15 protein-coding genes, 4 tRNA genes and 1 riboswitch are annotated in these 15,027 nt (G+C 75.4%); of the genes, 13 read left to right on the top strand and 6 right to left on the bottom strand.

Annotated features, from left to right (window positions below):
• Positions 1-5: 5 nt before the first annotated feature.
• Positions 6-1,331: a lysine N(6)-hydroxylase/L-ornithine N(5)-oxygenase family protein gene (locus ACUJ8O_RS08020; RefSeq protein WP_073115358.1), complete on the bottom strand. Its 1,326-nt coding sequence runs from the start codon at positions 1,329-1,331 to the stop codon at positions 6-8.
• On the bottom strand, positions 1,328-2,923 hold the full coding sequence (locus ACUJ8O_RS08015; RefSeq protein WP_051995184.1) for a pyridoxal phosphate-dependent decarboxylase family protein: 1,596 nt from the start codon (positions 2,921-2,923) through the stop codon (positions 1,328-1,330). The genes ACUJ8O_RS08020 and ACUJ8O_RS08015 overlap by 4 nt, the downstream gene beginning before the upstream one ends.
• Before the next feature lie 161 nt (positions 2,924-3,084).
• Here ACUJ8O_RS08015 and ACUJ8O_RS08010 point away from each other — a divergent pair, with 161 nt between their 5' ends.
• Positions 3,085-3,975, top strand: a complete 891-nt coding sequence (locus ACUJ8O_RS08010) for a siderophore-interacting protein (protein WP_049147987.1) — start codon at positions 3,085-3,087, stop codon at positions 3,973-3,975.
• A gap of 97 nt (positions 3,976-4,072) precedes the next feature.
• Here ACUJ8O_RS08010 and ACUJ8O_RS08005 read toward each other — a convergent pair.
• The 4 genes from ACUJ8O_RS08005 to ACUJ8O_RS07990 form a co-directional block, all read right to left on the bottom strand.
• Positions 4,073-4,149, bottom strand: a tRNA-Gly gene (locus tag ACUJ8O_RS08005).
• A 28-nt stretch (positions 4,150-4,177) separates the two neighbouring features.
• A tRNA-Val gene (locus tag ACUJ8O_RS08000) sits at positions 4,178-4,249 on the bottom strand.
• Positions 4,250-4,307: 58 nt separating this feature from the next.
• A tRNA-Cys gene (locus tag ACUJ8O_RS07995) sits at positions 4,308-4,378 on the bottom strand.
• 18 nt (positions 4,379-4,396) lie between these two features.
• Positions 4,397-4,470 (bottom strand) — tRNA-Gly (locus ACUJ8O_RS07990).
• 158 nt (positions 4,471-4,628) lie between these two features.
• On the opposite strand from ACUJ8O_RS07990, the gene ACUJ8O_RS07985 reads away from it, so the two are divergent.
• The 12 genes from ACUJ8O_RS07985 to ACUJ8O_RS07930 form a co-directional block, all read left to right on the top strand.
• On the top strand, positions 4,629-5,618 hold the full coding sequence (locus ACUJ8O_RS07985; protein WP_073115356.1) for a cytochrome: 990 nt from the start codon (positions 4,629-4,631) through the stop codon (positions 5,616-5,618).
• The gene (def, locus tag ACUJ8O_RS07980) at positions 5,615-6,199 is read left to right on the top strand and encodes a peptide deformylase (RefSeq protein WP_073115354.1); all 585 of its coding nucleotides are present in this window, start codon (positions 5,615-5,617) and stop codon (positions 6,197-6,199) included. The genes ACUJ8O_RS07985 and def overlap by 4 nt, the downstream gene beginning before the upstream one ends.
• Positions 6,196-7,296, top strand: coding sequence for a methionyl-tRNA formyltransferase (locus tag ACUJ8O_RS07975; RefSeq protein ID WP_445373295.1), 1,101 nt, complete (start codon positions 6,196-6,198; stop codon positions 7,294-7,296). Before def ends, ACUJ8O_RS07975 begins: the two co-directional genes overlap by 4 nt.
• Positions 7,293-8,924, top strand: a complete 1,632-nt coding sequence (locus tag ACUJ8O_RS07970) for an RsmB/NOP family class I SAM-dependent RNA methyltransferase (protein WP_445373294.1) — start codon at positions 7,293-7,295, stop codon at positions 8,922-8,924. Before ACUJ8O_RS07975 ends, ACUJ8O_RS07970 begins: the two co-directional genes overlap by 4 nt.
• A 16-nt stretch (positions 8,925-8,940) precedes the next feature.
• Positions 8,941-9,612 (top strand): ribulose-phosphate 3-epimerase, encoded by a 672-nt coding sequence (gene rpe / locus ACUJ8O_RS07965; protein WP_036340795.1) that lies wholly within the window; start codon positions 8,941-8,943, stop codon positions 9,610-9,612.
• 94 nt (positions 9,613-9,706) lie between these two features.
• A riboswitch (FMN riboswitch) is annotated at positions 9,707-9,851 on the top strand.
• An 82-nt stretch (positions 9,852-9,933) separates the two neighbouring features.
• Positions 9,934-10,638: a nicotinamide riboside transporter PnuC gene (gene pnuC, locus ACUJ8O_RS07960; protein ID WP_004167571.1), complete on the top strand. Its 705-nt coding sequence runs from the start codon at positions 9,934-9,936 to the stop codon at positions 10,636-10,638.
• On the top strand, positions 10,635-11,768 hold the full coding sequence (ribD, locus tag ACUJ8O_RS07955; RefSeq protein ID WP_041102755.1) for a bifunctional diaminohydroxyphosphoribosylaminopyrimidine deaminase/5-amino-6-(5-phosphoribosylamino)uracil reductase RibD: 1,134 nt from the start codon (positions 10,635-10,637) through the stop codon (positions 11,766-11,768). Before pnuC ends, ribD begins: the two co-directional genes overlap by 4 nt.
• A complete protein-coding gene (locus ACUJ8O_RS07950; protein WP_036341523.1) occupies positions 11,769-12,425 on the top strand; it encodes a riboflavin synthase in 657 nt (218 codons plus the stop codon).
• Positions 12,422-13,735, top strand: a complete 1,314-nt coding sequence (locus ACUJ8O_RS07945; protein ID WP_020624533.1) for a bifunctional 3,4-dihydroxy-2-butanone-4-phosphate synthase/GTP cyclohydrolase II — start codon at positions 12,422-12,424, stop codon at positions 13,733-13,735. The genes ACUJ8O_RS07950 and ACUJ8O_RS07945 overlap by 4 nt, the downstream gene beginning before the upstream one ends.
• Positions 13,732-14,214: a 6,7-dimethyl-8-ribityllumazine synthase gene (gene ribH / locus ACUJ8O_RS07940; protein WP_020624532.1), complete on the top strand. Its 483-nt coding sequence runs from the start codon at positions 13,732-13,734 to the stop codon at positions 14,212-14,214. The genes ACUJ8O_RS07945 and ribH overlap by 4 nt, the downstream gene beginning before the upstream one ends.
• Before the next feature lie 418 nt (positions 14,215-14,632).
• The gene (locus ACUJ8O_RS07935) at positions 14,633-14,764 is read left to right on the top strand and encodes a hypothetical protein (protein WP_020624531.1); all 132 of its coding nucleotides are present in this window, start codon (positions 14,633-14,635) and stop codon (positions 14,762-14,764) included.
• Positions 14,761-15,027, top strand: a 267-nt coding sequence (locus tag ACUJ8O_RS07930) for a hypothetical protein (RefSeq protein ID WP_445373293.1), incomplete at its 3' end; no start/stop codon positions are given. The genes ACUJ8O_RS07935 and ACUJ8O_RS07930, both read left to right, overlap by 4 nt.

Genomic DNA, 15,027 nt, shown 5'->3' with positions numbered 1-15,027 from the left:
GGCGCTCACCGGACGCCCGCCGCGACGGCACCGAAGTCCTGGAACGCGATCGACTCGGCCTGCGCGTAGACCTCGCGGCCGGCGATCGTGCTGAGGATGCGGCCGCTGTGCTCCGCCGCCATGCCCAGGTCCGGGCCGGTGAGCCCCAGGGGCTGTTCGGCGGTGTTGTGCACGAAGATCCGGCGGCCGCTCACGTCGATCGCGTGGTCCGCGTTCGCCGTCGTCCGACCGTCCTCCACGCGCAGCAGGTGCCGCACCGGCTCCAGGAACGGATGGTCCGGGTGGCGGTAGCCCGTGCCCGCGACGACGCGGTCCACCACGTGCCGCGCGGTCACCCCGGTCTCCTCATCGCGCAGGGTGACCTCCACCCGGGGCGCGCCCTGGCCCGCGACCAGGCGGGCGTCCGCCACCGACGTGCCCGGCCACAGCCGGGCCGGGTCCAGCGGACCCACCTGGCGTTCGTACAGCGCGTGGTAGACGTCCTCGATCGTGTGCTCGCTGATCCCCTTGTACAGGGACCGGTGGGACGCGTTGATCTCATCCCGCCGCGCCCGGGGCAGAGTGGCGAAGTGCCGCTCATAGTCCAGCGAGGTCAGCTCGAGCGTCAGCTGGCCGACCTCCATGCCGAAGAACCGGGGTGAGCGCGTGACCCACGTGAGGTCCGGGTGGCCCGCGTTCAGCAGGTCCAGGGCGCACTCCGCCGCCGACTGACCGCTGCCCACCACCAGGACCGACCCGGCCTCAACGATGTCCTCGCGACGGCCCATGTACTCGCCCGTGTGCACCACGGGGGACGCGCCGACCCGGACCGCCTCCTCCGCAACGCGCGCGAGCGGCGCGGGCAGGGATGGCACCGTGCCCGTGCCCACCACCACGTGGTCGGCCCGGTGCGTGCTGGTCCCGGCCGCGGAGGCCGCCTCCACCACGAACTCGTCCGCCTGCTCGTCCCACCGCACCGCCGTCACCGTGGTCCCGTAGGCGATGCCGGGCAGCTGGGCTGCCACCCACGCGCAGTAGTCCGAGAACTCCCGCCGCAGCGGGTACCAGGAACCCCGGATGTAGAAGCGGTGAAGCTGGCCCATCGCCTTGAGATACGCCAGGAACGAGTACGGGGAGGTCGGGTCCGCGAACGTCACCAGGTCAGCGAGGAACGGCACCTGGATCTGCGCGCCCGGCAGCATCATGCCCGGGTGCCACACGAACGCGTCGCGGCTCTCCACCACCTCCACCTCGACGTCGGGCAGCGGGTGGGCCAGCGCGGCCAGGCTCAGGTCGAACGGGCCCAGCCCGATCGCGAGCACGCGGCGGGGGGACGTGGACGCCGGGCTCATGCGCACACCTGCTCTCCGTGCTCAACCACGCGCGCCGCGGACGGACGGGGTCCCGCCGACGAGGGAAGCGTGCAGGACACGGAGGCCGACGGGGCATGCGGACGGTTCCGCCCCGCCCCGCGCCTCCGGTGACGGCCGGCCCGCACCGCGTCGGCGTGCCGCAGCGCCGCCTCCTCCACGACGTCGACCAGCGCCTCCAGCTCGCCCGAGGTGACCGCGGGGTTCAGGATCGTGAACTTCAGATGGGGCACCCCGTCCACCACCGTCGTCGCGATCAGCGCGCGCCCGCCGGCCACCAGCTCCCGGTGCATCGCCGCCTGCACCGCCGTGCACTCCTCCTCCGACAGTCCCTCGGCCCGCACCCGGAACAGCACCGTCACCAGCGTCGGATCCTCCAGCACCGCGAACATCGGCCGGGCCCGCAGGATCCCGCACGCCTGCCGCGTGCGCTCGCGCGCCCCCGCGAACAGGGACGCCACCGCCTCGGCCCCATGCTCACGCAGCGTCAGCCACAGCTTGAGCGAATCGAACCGGCGGCTCGTCTGCAGCGACCGATCCGCCAAGTTCGGATGGACGCTGTCCTCCGGGTTCAGGTAATCCGCGTGCACCGTCACATGGCGCAGGCTCTCGGCATCCCGCACCACCAGCGCGCTGCAGGCCAGCCCCACGTAGAACGTCTTGTGGAAGTCCATCGTCACCGAGTCCGCACGGTGCAGTGCCGGCAGCTCGTGGCGCGTCGCCGCGCTCGCGGCGAGGATCCCGCCCACGGCCGCGTCCGCATGGACCCACATCCCGTGGCGTTCGGCGACGTCGGCGATGGCCGGCAGCCGGTCGATGGCGCCGCGGTCGGTGGTCCCCAGCGTCGCGACGACGGCCATCGGCACGGCACCGGCGGCCACCTCACGCTCGACCGCCGCGGCCAGGGCCCCGGGGTCCAGGCGCCCGGCGGCGTCGGTGGGGACGACGACCACGGCGTGGCGGCCCAGCCCGAGCAGGCCGGCTGCCTTGGCGATGCTGTAGTGCGTGGCCGCGCTGACGAAGACGCGCAGCGAGCCGAGCACCTCGGCGGGCAGGTCGGCGAGCCCGGCGTGGCCGGTGAGACGCTGCACGGCGCGGCCGCGGGCCAGCGTCATGGCCTGCAGGTTGGAGGCCGACCCTCCGGAGGTGAAGACGCCGTCGCCCGCGGCGAACCCGCACCAGCGTCCGACCTCGGCCAGGAGCCGCTGCTCCATGAGCGCCGCGGAGCGGGCCTGGTCCCAGGACTCGACCGCCGTGTTGAGCGCCCCGAGCACGGTGTCCGCTGCGGTGCTGGAGAGCAGAACCGGGCAGTTGAGGTGAGCGGCATAGCGCGGGTGGTGGTAGGCGGTGGTCTGGTGGGCGTAGAGCTCCGCGACCTCGGCGAGGGCGTCGTCGAGGCTGCCCGTCGGCTGCGAGAAGTCGACGGCGCCGACGGCGTCGGCCAGGTGCGTCGACGGGGTGTCCGGGTGGACCCCCGCGCGGTCGTAGGCGGTGTCGACGGCCACCCGGGCCGCCCTGCCGGTGGCGTCGAGGTAGGCGGCGGGATCGCCGAGTCCGAACAGGCGAGGGAGCATGGGAGGGCCTTCCGTGAGGGGGTCGTCGGCTCCGGGCGGCGTGCGCCACGGACGTCCCGCACAGTAGGGAAGCCTTACCTAAGAAAGCAAATACGCAACAATGACGTGACGTATTCAAAGGGAGGACTCCAGCAAAGGTGAGGCTCACCTATGCTGACCGGATGACGAGCTCCTCCGTCCTCCCCCCGCCTGCCGCCCGTCCCTCGCGTGTCGAGGCCCTGCAGATGAAGGCCTACCGCGGGCTCGCGGCCCTCGGCCAGGCGATGCCCGTTGACCGCGACGAGTATCCGCAGTGGACCATGACGGTCCGCGCCACGTGGCTGCTCGCCCCCCGGCTGCGTCGTCTCACGTTCGCCGCGGAGGAGTTCCGCACGTTCACCCCGCAGGGCTGCGACGAGTACTTCGGGCTGCTCACCCCGCCCCCGGGGCGGGCGCTCGTGATGCCCGATCCCGCGGCGCTCAATGCGCGGCGAGCGGTCGGGCGGATCCCCGAGGACGTGCGGCCGGATCTGCGGTGGTACACGGTCGCCGAGCACCGGCCCTCCGTCGGTGAGATCGACGTCGACGTCGTCGTGCACGACCATGCGGGCCCCGCCGGCACGTGGGCGCGCACCGCACGTCCGGGCGACGTCGCCGGCTTCCGCACCGGGACGGGCGCCTATCGTCTGCCGGCGGCGGGGGAGTCGCACCTCGTGGTGGGGGACGAGACCGCAGTCCCGAGCATCGCCGCCGCCCTCGCCGCGCAGCGTCGCACGCCGCGCGGGGGCCGGATGGACGTCGTCCTGGAGGTGCCCGGCCGTGACCACGTCCCCGCCCTCGAGGTCCCGGAGGGCGCCACGCTCACGGTCCTGCACCGCGGAGACGCCGTGCCGGGCGCCCTGCTCACGCCGCACCTCGAGGACCTCCCCGCCGCGCCCCGCGACCACGTGTGGGCGTGCGGCGAGCAGTCGCTCGCGACGGCGGCGCGGCGGGTGATCGTCCGCCGCGGCATCGCACCGAAGCGCGCGATCATGTTCAGCGGCTACTGGCGGGTGGACGGCCCGCGGCTCTGATCCCGTCCGACGGTCGGCGTCCGTGCTCCGAGCACGAGGCCGACCGCACGCCCCGGAACGACGAAGGGCCCCTCCGCCAGGAGGGGCCCTTCGTGTGTGGAGCGGATGACGAGATTCGAACTCGCGACCTCCACCTTGGCAAGGTGGCGCTCTAGCCAACTGAGCTACATCCGCCTGAGTCGATCCTCACGGATCGTCTCCGTGCGCGATACTGGGTTCGAACCAGTGACCTCTTCCGTGTCAGGGAAGCGCGCTACCGCTGCGCCAATCGCGCTCGTCCACCTCCGAGGAGGTGGTGAACATGCCGCCACTCCCGGTCGGAGAAGCCTGCGAGGTCGGGACGGGATTCGAACCCGCGTATACGGCTTTGCAGGCCGCTGCCTCGCCTCTCGGCCACCCGACCAGGGGTGAAGGTTGAGCGAGCGGATGACGAGATTCGAACTCGCGACCTCCACCTTGGCAAGGTGGCGCTCTAGCCAACTGAGCTACATCCGCGTGTCGGTGCCGCCGGGATCCGCTCGTCCGAGCCGCTCACCTGCGTTTTCCAACGAGAAAGAACTCTAGGCCATCTCCGCCCGGATGCAAAATCGGCGTCGGCAGGCGTGTCGGGCCACCCCGTCGGGGGTCCGCGGACCCTGCCAGAATGGCTGACCATGACCCAGCCACGCCTCGCGCATCAGACCCCCCACGGACGCATGTACGCGCGCTCCCTCTCGGGCCTGCCCGAGGTCCCGTCCATCACCACCGTGATCGGCATGGAGAAGACGGACCTGGACGGCTGGGTCGGGTGGATGGCGGCCCAGTCCGTGACCCAGGATCCGCGCCTGGCGGAATCCGTGGGCTCCGCTGCCCGCCTGAAACAGGTGGCCCGGCAGTCCGCCGACGCCGCGGCCCGCTACCGGGACGCCGCGGCCGAGCGCGGGGACCGCGTGCACGACTATGCCGAGCAGGTCGCCCAGCGCGCCCTCGGCCGTCCCCACACCATGGCGGAGGCCCGCGCGCGCCTGATCGAGCACGGTGAGGGTGCCTACGCGGACCGCTTCGACGAGTGGTGGGACCTCTACGACGTCCGGCCGATCGCGGCCGAGATCACCGTCTGGAACCACACGGTGGGCTACGCGGGCACCCTGGACCTCGTCGCCCGGATCGGCGGCCGGCTGTGTCTGATCGACTACAAGACGAAGGGCACGGGGCGGGACGGACGGGTCAAGGCGCTCGACCCCAAGGTGGTCATGCAGCTGACCGCCGGCCTGAAGGCGGAGGAGTCCCTCGTGGACCCCGAGGCCGGCACCTGGGAGGAGTGGCGACACGGCCAGGCCGAGATGCTGCTCGGCGTCGCCCTGGGGGAGACCGAGGTCGCCGTGCACCAGGCCAACCCTGGCGTGCTGCCCCGCCACTGGCACAAGTTCTGGGCCCTGCGCCAGGTCTGGAAGCACGCGCAGGCCGTGGACGACGCCGGCCCCGCGCTCCGCCTCATCGGCCCGCCTCCGCCGTCGGTCCCGGCGTCGGCGGCCACCGGCCTGCAGGCCGTGCGCGCCGCGGCGTTCGGCGGCGGCTCCCACGCCGCCCCGGACGCGGCGCCCGACGGGTCGTCGTCGCGCCCGGCGTCCGCCGCCGAGGGCGGCGATAGGGTGACGGCGTGACCGTCCTGCCCGTCCGCACCGTCCCCGACCCCGTCCTGCGCACCGCCGCGTCGCCCGTGCCCGCGGGGGCGGACGTGCGCGCCCTGATGGCGGACATGATCGAGACGATGCACGCCGTCGGGGGCGTGGGCCTGGCCGCGCCCCAGGTGGGCGTGGGCCTGCGGGTCTTCGTGTTCGACGTTGCCGGCGTCGCCGGGCATGTGGTCAATCCCGTGCTCGAGACCGCCGGGCAGGCGCTGCGGGAGCCGGGCGAGGGGTGTCTGTCCGTGCCCGGGCTGCGCTACCACCCGGCGCGCGCCGCGGAGGCCGTCGTCCGCGGCACCGACGTGGACGGGAACCCGGTGGAGCACCGGGGGACCGGCCTGCTCGCCCGCTGCCTCCAGCACGAGACCGACCACCTCGACGGGATCCTCTACGTCGACCGCCTCGACGGCGAGGAACGCCGTGAGGCCCGCCGCCGCATGCGCGCCGGCGAGGTGGACCGCGCCGCTCGCCGCATCGGGGCCGCGCGCGCGGCCGCCGTCAGCTCGGTCTTCGGCGCCCCCGCCGCCCCCGCCGCCGGAACAGGAGCCGCCCGATGACCGCCCCGACGCCCCTGCGCGTGCTCTACGCCGGCACGCCCGAGACCGCCGTGCCCGTGCTGCGCGCCCTGCTCGACTCACCCCACGAGGTCGTCGGCGTGCTCACCCGGCCGGACGCCCCGGTCGGGCGCCGGCGGGTGCTGACCCCGTCGCCGGTCGCGGTCGTGGCCGAGGAGGCCCGCCTGCCCGTGCTCAAGGCCGACCGACTCCGCGGACCCGAGGGCGCCGATGCCCTCCAGGCGATCCGGGCGCTCGAGGCGGACGTGGCCGTCGTCGTCGCCTACGGGGCGCTCGTGCCCGCCGAGGCCCTGCAGACCCCCCGCCACGGCTGGCTCAACCTGCACTTCTCCGCGCTGCCGGCCTACCGCGGCGCCGCCCCCGTCCAGCGCGCCGTGATGGCAGGGGAGACCGAGATCGCCGCCGACGTGTTCCAGCTCGAAGAGGGCCTGGACACCGGACCCGTCTTCGCCCGACTCACCCGCCCCGTCGCGGCCGACGAGACCGCCGGGACCGTGCTCACCGACCTCGCCGAGCGCGGCGGCCCGCTCGTGATCGACGTGCTCGACCGCCTGGCGGACGGCACCGCGACGGCCACGCCCCAGCGCGGCGAACCCACCCACGCACCGAAGCTCACGGCCGCAGACGGCCTGGTGGACCCCGCCCGCCCGGCGGCCGAGGTGGCCGCCCGGATCAACGGCGTCACCCCCGAGCCCGGCGCCTGGGGCTGGCTGACCGCGGACGACGGCGCCGCCCCGGCCCGTTTCAAGCTCGACGGCGTCGCCCCGGTCCGCGCCGGCGACGACGGCTGGCCCTCCGTACTCGACGCCGCGGCTCCCGGGCAGATCCTGGTGGCCGCGAAGGCCGCCTGGCTGCGCACCGCCGGCGGGGCCGTCCGGCTCTCCCGAGTCCAGCCGGCGGGCAGGAAGCTGATGCCGGCCGCCGACTGGGCGCGCGGCGCCGCCGCCGGGGCCGCGCTGCTGGCCGGGGAGGCGCTCGCCCACCACGAAGAACAGGCCCGCCGGGACGCCGCCGCCCGGGCCGCGGCACGCCAGGCCGTGCGGAACGCCACGGAACAGGACGAGGAGGCACGCGCATGAGCCGCGAAGGACAGGCAGGACAGGGCCGGGGCGAGCGAGGGGCCCGCGGGGAACGCGGCCGCGCACCCCGGCCGGACCCCCAGGACCGCCGCGACGCGCAGGGGCGCACCCGCAACCGGGGTCGCTCCGGCGCCGGACGGAAGTACTCGGCGCAGGCGCCGTCGCAGCGCTCCCGCACCGCCGACCCGGCGCGCCGCGTCGCGTTCGGGGTGGTCCGCTCCGTCCACGCCGAGGACGCGTACGCGAACCTGGTCCTCCCGGCGCGCATCCGCCAGGCCCGCCTCGACCGGCGCGACGCCGGCTTCGCCACCGAACTCGCCTACGGCACCCTGCGCGGGCTCGGCCTGTACGACGCGATCCTGACCCGCTGCGTGGACCGCCCGCTCGAGCAGATCGACCCACCCGTGCTCGACGCCCTGCGGCTCGGCGCCCACCAGCTGCTGGGCATGCGCGTGCCCGCCCACGCCGCCCTCGACGCCACCGTCTCCCTCGTGCGCGCCGAGATCGGGGCCGGCGCCTCCGGGTTTGTGAACGCGGTGCTGCGTCGGGTCGCCGAACGCCCCCTCGAGGAGTGGCTGGCCGACGTCGCCCCCGCCGACGGCGGCGACGCCGCCCTGGCCGTCCGCACCTCGCACCCCGTGTGGATCGTCCGCGCGCTGCGCCAGGCCCTGGCCGCTCACCGCGGCACCCGCCACATCGCCGACCGCGACGCCGAGCTGGCCGCCCTGCTCGAGGCGGACAACGCCCCGCCCGTGGTCAACCTCGTCGCCCTGCCCGTGGCCGGTGGGGCCGAGGCGCTCGCCGCGGCCCTCGACGACGGCGCCGAACCCGGGCCGCTGGCCCCGGACTCCGCCCTGCACTCCGGCGGCGACGCCGGCCGTCTGCCCGGGGTGCGCGAGGGCGTGCTCCGCGTCCAGGACGCCGGCTCCCAGCTCACCGCCCGCGCCCTGGCCCAGGCACCCGTCCCCGCGGCCGAGGGGCGGGCCGAGCGCTGGCTCGACCTGTGCGCCGGCCCCGGCGGCAAGGCGGCCCTGCTGGCCGCCCTCGCCGCCGAGCGGGGTGCGACGCTCGTGGCCAACGAGGTCGCCCCGCACCGCGCCGACCTCGTCCGGCAGGCACTCGCCGCCGTGCCCGCCGGAGCCTGGACCGTCCGGGCCGGGGACGGCCGCACGATCGCCGACGCCCCCGAGGCGGCCCCGGCGTTCGACCGCGTCCTCGTGGACGCCCCCTGCACCGGCCTCGGTGCGCTGCGCCGCCGACCCGAGTCGCGCTGGCGCCGCACCCCGGCCGACCTCGCCGAGCTCACCGGCCTGCAGGCCGAGCTGCTCGACGCGGCGGTCTCCGTCCTCGCCCCCGGCGGCGTGCTCGCCTATGTCACTTGCTCCCCGCACGTCGCGGAGACCGTCGTCCAGGTCCAGGACCTCGTGCGCCGCCACCCCGAGCTGGAGCTGCTCGACGCCCGCACCGCCCTCGACACCGTCGCGCTCGACGACCTGCGCCTGGACGAGGCCGAACCCGCCGGCGCGCCGGAGCCGGCCGATGTGGTCGCCCGCACGGCCCAGCTCTGGCCGCACCGGCACGGCACCGACGCCATGTTCCTGGCCCTGCTGCGCGCCCCCGGCGCCTGACCGAGAGGACCCGCCCATGACCGCCCGCGCCCCGCGCCTGCACCCCTCGATCCTGTCCGCGGACTTCGCCCGCCTCGCCGACGAGCTGGCCCGCATCCCCAGCGCAGACGCGGTGCACGTGGACGTCATGGACAACCACTTCGTCCCGAACCTCACCCTCGGCCTGCCCGTGGTCGAGGCGATCCGACGCGCCACGGACCTGCCGCTGGACCTCCACCTGATGATCGAGGACGCCGACCGCTGGGCGCCCGGCTACGCGGAGGCGGGGGCCGAGTCCGTGACCTTCCACGCCGAGGCGTCGGCGGCGCCCGTCCGACTGGCCCGCGAGCTGCGCGCGGCCGGAGCGAAGGCCGGCATGGCGCTGCGGCCGACGACCGCGGTCGAGCCCTACCTGGACATGCTCCCGGAGCTGGACATGCTCCTGCTGATGACCGTGGAGCCCGGCTTCGGGGGGCAGGCGTTCCTCGACGTCGTGCTGCCGAAGATCCGCCGGGCCCGCCGCGCCCTCGACGGCGGGCCCGCCCCGCTGGCCCTCCAGGTCGACGGCGGCGTGAACCGGGAGACCATCGAACGCGCGGCCGAGGCCGGGGCCGACGTGTTCGTGGCCGGCTCCGCGGTGTTCGGCGCCGAGGACCCCGACGCCGCGCTCGTCGGCCTGCGCACCGCCGCCGCCCGCGCCTGCCACTGAGCCCGGCGACGCGGTCGCCCGGCCGCCGCGCCGGACGTCGCCCGGTGACGTCCGGCATGCGCGGCCGGCCGGGCGTGCGATACTGCTGGACAGCAACGTGCTCCGAGATGCGGTGGAAGTCCGCACCGGCGGTGACAGCCCGCTAACCGCGCGGCCCGTCCTCATCCGAGGCGGTGCCGGGCGGCCTGACCGGTGGAATTCCGGTGCCGACCGTACAGTCGGGATGGGAGAGGCACGCGGCGGAGCCGTTCCGCGCCCTGCGCGGGAGGGCTGCGGAGCGCACCCCTCGGAGTCCCGATCCGAGGAGGTGGCGTCACGGTCATGGACTGGTTAGTGGACGCCTTCAACTGGACCATCCCGGTCGCCGGCGGGGGCCTGCTCATGCGCGAGGTGCTGGGCAACGTCTTCGGCCTCGCCTCCGCCCTGGGCGGCATGGCGCGCAGGGTCTGGGCCTGGCCCGTGGGCATCCTCGGCAACCTCATCCTGCTGACGGTCTTCCTCGCCTCCCTGTTCACGGGGGCCGATCACGCCACCCTGCTCGGCCAGGCCGGCCGACAGGTCATGTTCATCGCCGTCTCCGTCTACGGCTGGGCGCGCTGGCGTCAGGCCCGCCGGGGCCACGCCGAGGACGCTCCCGCCATCACCCCGGAGTGGGCCGGCTGGCGCGGGCGCGTGTTCCTCGTGACGGCCATGGCGGTCGGCACCGTCGCCCTCACCCCCGTGTTCCGCGCCCTGGGTTCGTGGGAGCCGGTGTGGGCGGACGCCTGGACGTTCGTGGGATCGCTGCTGGCGACCTACGGCATGGCGCGCGGCTGGGTGGAGTTCTGGCTGATCTGGGTGGCCGTGGACGTCGTCGGCGTGCCCCTGCTGTGGAGCACCGGCTACTACGCCTCGGCCGTGATGTACGCCTTCTACGGCGCCTTCACCCTGATCGGCTTCTTCGTGTGGCTGCGCGCCACAGACCGGGACAAGCCCGCCGTGGAGACGCTGCTGCCCGACGGCCCCGAGGGGGACGTCGCCCGATGAGCGCCGCCGAGACCCCGCCCGCCGACCCCATGGACCTCGCCGTCCACGCCGCGCTGCGCGGTGTGCGCGGCGCCAACCCCCTCGTCGGGGCCGTCCTGACCGACGAGGCCGGCCGCGTCCTGGCCGTCGGCCACCACCGCGGACGGGGGACCGCCCACGCCGAGGTCGACGCCCTCGCCCGCTGGCGGGCCGCCCGCGCCGCGGATCCGGCCCTGGCCGCCCTCGACCCCGCCGGCCTGACGCTGCACGTCACCCTCGAGCCCTGCGACCACACCGGCAGCACCGGCCCCTGCTCCCAGGCCGTCCTGGACGCGGAGATCGGCGCACTGCGCTACGCCGTCGCGGACCCCACCGGTCACGACGGCGGCGGCGCGGCCCGCCTCGCCGCGCACGGGGTGCACGTCACCGGCCCCACCGGCGAGACGGCCGCCCTCACGCTCACCGCCCGCTGGCGCGAGGTCCGCGACGCAGGCCGTCCGTGGGTGACCGGGCACCTCGCTCAGTCCCTCGACGGCCACGCCGCGGCCGCCGACGGCACGAGCCAGTGGATCACCGGCCCGGACTCCCGCGTCCACGCCCACGAGGTGCGCTCCCGCGTCGACGCCATCGTCGTCGGCACGGGGACCGTCCTGGCCGACGACCCCCGCCTCACCGCCCGTGACGCCGTCGGCGCCGAACTCGCGCACCAGCCCGTGCCCGTCGTCCAGGGTCACCGGCCCGTGCCCGACGGCGCCGCCCTGCGCACCCACCCGGTGGTGCTGGAGGTCCTCGACCACGACCCGCACGCCGTCCTCGCCGCGCTCGCCGCCCATCCCGGGCCCTGGCCCCACGGCCGCCGTGCCGAGCACGTGCTCATCGAGGGCGGGCCCCGCGTGCTCGGCGCGTGGCTGCGCGCCGGCCTCGTGGACGAGCTCATGGTCTACACCGCGCCCCTGCTGCTCGGCCCGGGCCGCGCCGCCGTCGCCGGCCTGGACGTCGCCACGCTGTCCGAGGCACTGCGCTGGCACCCCGACCCCGCGGAGGGTGGCCCCGTCCGTGCCCTCGGGGACGACGTCTGGACCCACCTGAGCCCCGTGCCGGCCCCGCGCCTGCCCACCGCCCCCGCCCCGACCCGTTTCCAGGAGGACTGAGTGTTCACCGGCATCGTCACCCATCTCGGCACCGTCGTCGCCCTCGAGCACGACGCGGCCGCCGACACCGCCCTGCTGACCCTCGACGCCGGCGGCGCCCTCGACGGGCTGCCCGCCGGCGGCTCGCTCGCCGTCGACGGCGTGTGCCTCACGGCCCTCGACGAGCCCACGGGGCGCCCCGGCGTGTTCCGTGCCGACCTCATGGGCCAGACGCTGCGGATGACCAGCCTCGGCGACCGCGCCCCGGGGGACCGGGTCAACCTCGAGCGCTGTCTGCGCCCCACCGACCACCTGGACGGGCACGTGGTCCAGGGCCACGTGGACGGGACCGGCCAGGTCCTCGCGGTCACCCCGCACGGGGCCTGGACCACCCTGCGCATCGGCCTGCCCGCCCGCCTGGCGCGTTACGTCCCCGCGCAGGGGGCCATCGCCCTGCAGGGCGTCTCCCTCACCGTCACCGCCGTCTCCGACCCGGGCGCGGCCGCGCACTGGTTCGAGGTCGGCATCATCCCGGCCACGCTCGAGGCCACCACCCTGGGCGCCCTGCGGCCGGGCGACCGCGTCAACCTCGAGACCGACGTGCTCGCCCGGTACGCCGAGCGTCTCGCGCTCATCCCGTCCGCCCCCGCCGCACCCACCGAGGAGGCCCGCCCGTGAGCGAGCACATCCGTCTGGACCCCGTCCCCGCGGCGATCGCCGCGATCGCCGCCGGCCGGCCCGTCGTCGTCGTGGACGACGCCGACCGCGAGAACGAGGGCGACCTGATCTACGCGGCCGCCCTGGCCACCGACGAGGTCACCGCCTTCACCGTCCGCCACACCTCGGGCGTCATCTGCGCGCCCCTGCCGGCCGGCCTGGCCGACCGCCTGGCCCTGCCGCCCATGACCACCGTCAACGAGGACCCCAAGGGGACCGCCTACACCGTGAGCGTGGACGCCGCCGCCGGCGTCACCACCGGCATCTCCGCCGCCGACCGCACCCGCACCCTCCGCGTGCTCGCCGACCCCGGTGCCGCCCCCGGTGACCTGACCCGGCCCGGTCACGTGTTCCCCCTGCGCGCCGTCCCCGGCGGCGTCCGGGCCCGCCGCGGCCACACCGAGGCCGGCGTCGAGCTGTGCCGCCTGGCCGGCGTCGCGCCCGTGGCCGCCATCGCCGAGCTCGTCCACGACGACGGCACCATGATGCGCCTGCCCGCCCTGCGGGAGTTCTCCGATGAGCACGGCCTCGTGCTCATCTCCATCGAGGACCTCGTGGCCCACCTGGAGGAGACGACGCCGACCCTGACCGCCGTCCCCGCCGAGGCCACCCTGCCGACCCGGCACGGCCTGTTCCGCGTGAGCGTGCACGTGGACGCCGAGACCGGGGCTGAGCACCTGCTGCTCGTGGCGGGGGAGACCGACCCGGAGCGTCCCCTCACCGTCCGCGTGCACTCGGAGTGCCTCACCGGCGACGTGCTCGGCTCCCTGCGCTGCGACTGCGGCCCCCAGCTCGAGGACGCCCTGGCCCGCGCGGCGGCCGAGGGCGGCGCCGTCCTCTACCTCCGGGGCCACGAAGGACGCGGCATCGGCCTGGCCAACAAGATCCGCGCCTACCGGCTCCAGGAGGAGGGGATGGACACCGTCGAGGCCAACCTCGCCCTCGGTCTGCCCGCCGAGGCGCGCGACTGGGCCGGGGCCGCCGCCGTCCTCACGGCCGCCGGCCATCGGCGCATCCGCCTGGTCACCAACAACCCCGCGAAGGTCGCGGGGCTGCGGGCGGCCGGCATCGACGTCGTCGAGCGTGTCCCGGCCCCCACGCCCGTCACCGAGCACAACGTCGTCTACCTGCGCACCAAGCGGGACCGCATGGCCCACGCCCTGGCGGACCGCGTGCTCGAACCGCCGACGGCCACCGGCGGCCCCGCCACGCCGGCCGATGACCCGACCACCGACCCGACCCACCCCACCCACCAGGAGGACACCCCATGAGCGGCGCCGGAGCCCCGACCTTCACCCCCGACCCCGCCGCTGCGAGCGGCCTGAACGTGGCGATCGTCGCCGCCCAGTGGCACACGGAGATCATGGACGGGCTGATCGCCGGGGCGCAGGCCGCCGCGGCGGATTTGGGCCTGGAACCCGTGCTCGTGCGCGTGCCCGGCACCGTCGAGCTCACCGTCGCCGCGGCGCGGCTGGCGGAGCGATTCGACGTCGTCGTGGTCCTGGGCGTCGTGGTGCGCGGGGACACCCCGCACTTCGACTACGTGTGCCAGTCCGTGACCCAGGGCGTGACGGAGGTCTCGGTGCGCACCGGCGTTCCCGTGGGCTTCGGCGTGCTCACCGTGGACACCGAGCAGCAGGCCCGCGACCGGGCGGGCCTGCCCGGATCCCGAGAGGACAAGGGACGCGAGGCCCTCGAGGCGGCCGTCCTCACCGAGCTCGCGCTGCGCTCGGTCACGCCACGGGACTGAGGGTGGCCGGGCGGGGCTGCCTGCTGGGTCGGCTGCTCTCGACGTGGACCCTGTCCCCGGGGCCGGTGGGGTGATCGCAGGCCGGTCAACCGGGCCCGTCCGGAACGCCGGCAGCCCCGCGCCGTCATGGATGGGGTCGGCCGGAGGGCGCGGGGACCCGACGATAGAGGCGGAGACGCGAAGCCCCCGCCCTTCGTCTCGCTCGCGGCATCCACAGCTCGTCGTCCACTGCCCCGACCGTCAGGGCGGGCCGTTGACCCCCAACGCGTTCACCGCCGCAGACGGGTGATCTATGCGGCCCGCCCCGCCTCGGACGACTGCGTCGGGGTGCACGGAGCCTGCCGCAGCGTGGCCGCGTTCAAACAGTCCATGGCCCTGCTGGGAGCTGCGCGAGACCGGGCTGCTGCTCACCCCCCTGGTGCCGGCCCGCTCCATCGTCCCCGGTGCACGTCTGGCCTGCGACTGGCTGGGCCACTATGAGAAGCGCGAACCCGTCGCCTCCGCCTACGCCGACCTGGCCGGCCTCATCTTCGAAAGGATCACCGCATGAACGAGAAGCAGCTTGAGCCCGACCTGAGTCTGCGAGCACAGCGACGCAAGCCCACCCCGGCCCCCCAGACCCCGGCTCCCGGAGCGGTGATCCCCGCAGAACCGGCAACGACCTCGGACCCGGCCGGTGGGTATGCGCCCCTGGCGCGGCGTGGGGCGCCGACCGTGGCCCTGAACGTGCGAGTGCCCGAAGCGATCCGCGACGCGGTGCGTCGAGAGGCCGCCACGAACCCGGCAACGCCCAGCCAGGCCGCGGTCATCGAA

The sequence above is a fragment of the Micrococcus sp. EWR3.9.1 genome (assembly GCF_052615555.1).
Note: the sequence above shows the minus strand (reverse complement) of the source record. Positions and strands in the feature narration are given on the sequence as shown.

What these genes read in the sequence shown, in the direction of transcription:
- ACUJ8O_RS08020 (WP_073115358.1), bottom strand. Translation starts at nt 1,331, where the DNA reads ATGAGCCCGGCGTCCACGTCCCCCCGCCGCGTGCTCGCGATCGGGCTG.
- ACUJ8O_RS08015 (WP_051995184.1), bottom strand. Translation starts at nt 2,923, where the DNA reads ATGCTCCCTCGCCTGTTCGGACTCGGCGATCCCGCCGCCTACCTCGAC.
- ACUJ8O_RS08010 (WP_049147987.1), top strand. Translation starts at nt 3,085, where the DNA reads ATGACGAGCTCCTCCGTCCTCCCCCCGCCTGCCGCCCGTCCCTCGCGT.
- ACUJ8O_RS07985 (WP_073115356.1), top strand. Translation starts at nt 4,629, where the DNA reads ATGACCCAGCCACGCCTCGCGCATCAGACCCCCCACGGACGCATGTAC.
- ACUJ8O_RS07975 (WP_445373295.1), top strand. Translation starts at nt 6,196, where the DNA reads ATGACCGCCCCGACGCCCCTGCGCGTGCTCTACGCCGGCACGCCCGAG.
- ACUJ8O_RS07970 (WP_445373294.1), top strand. Translation starts at nt 7,293, where the DNA reads ATGAGCCGCGAAGGACAGGCAGGACAGGGCCGGGGCGAGCGAGGGGCC.
- rpe (WP_036340795.1), top strand. Translation starts at nt 8,941, where the DNA reads ATGACCGCCCGCGCCCCGCGCCTGCACCCCTCGATCCTGTCCGCGGAC.
- pnuC (WP_004167571.1), top strand. Translation starts at nt 9,934, where the DNA reads ATGGACTGGTTAGTGGACGCCTTCAACTGGACCATCCCGGTCGCCGGC.
- ribD (WP_041102755.1), top strand. Translation starts at nt 10,635, where the DNA reads ATGAGCGCCGCCGAGACCCCGCCCGCCGACCCCATGGACCTCGCCGTC.
- ribH (WP_020624532.1), top strand. Translation starts at nt 13,732, where the DNA reads ATGAGCGGCGCCGGAGCCCCGACCTTCACCCCCGACCCCGCCGCTGCG.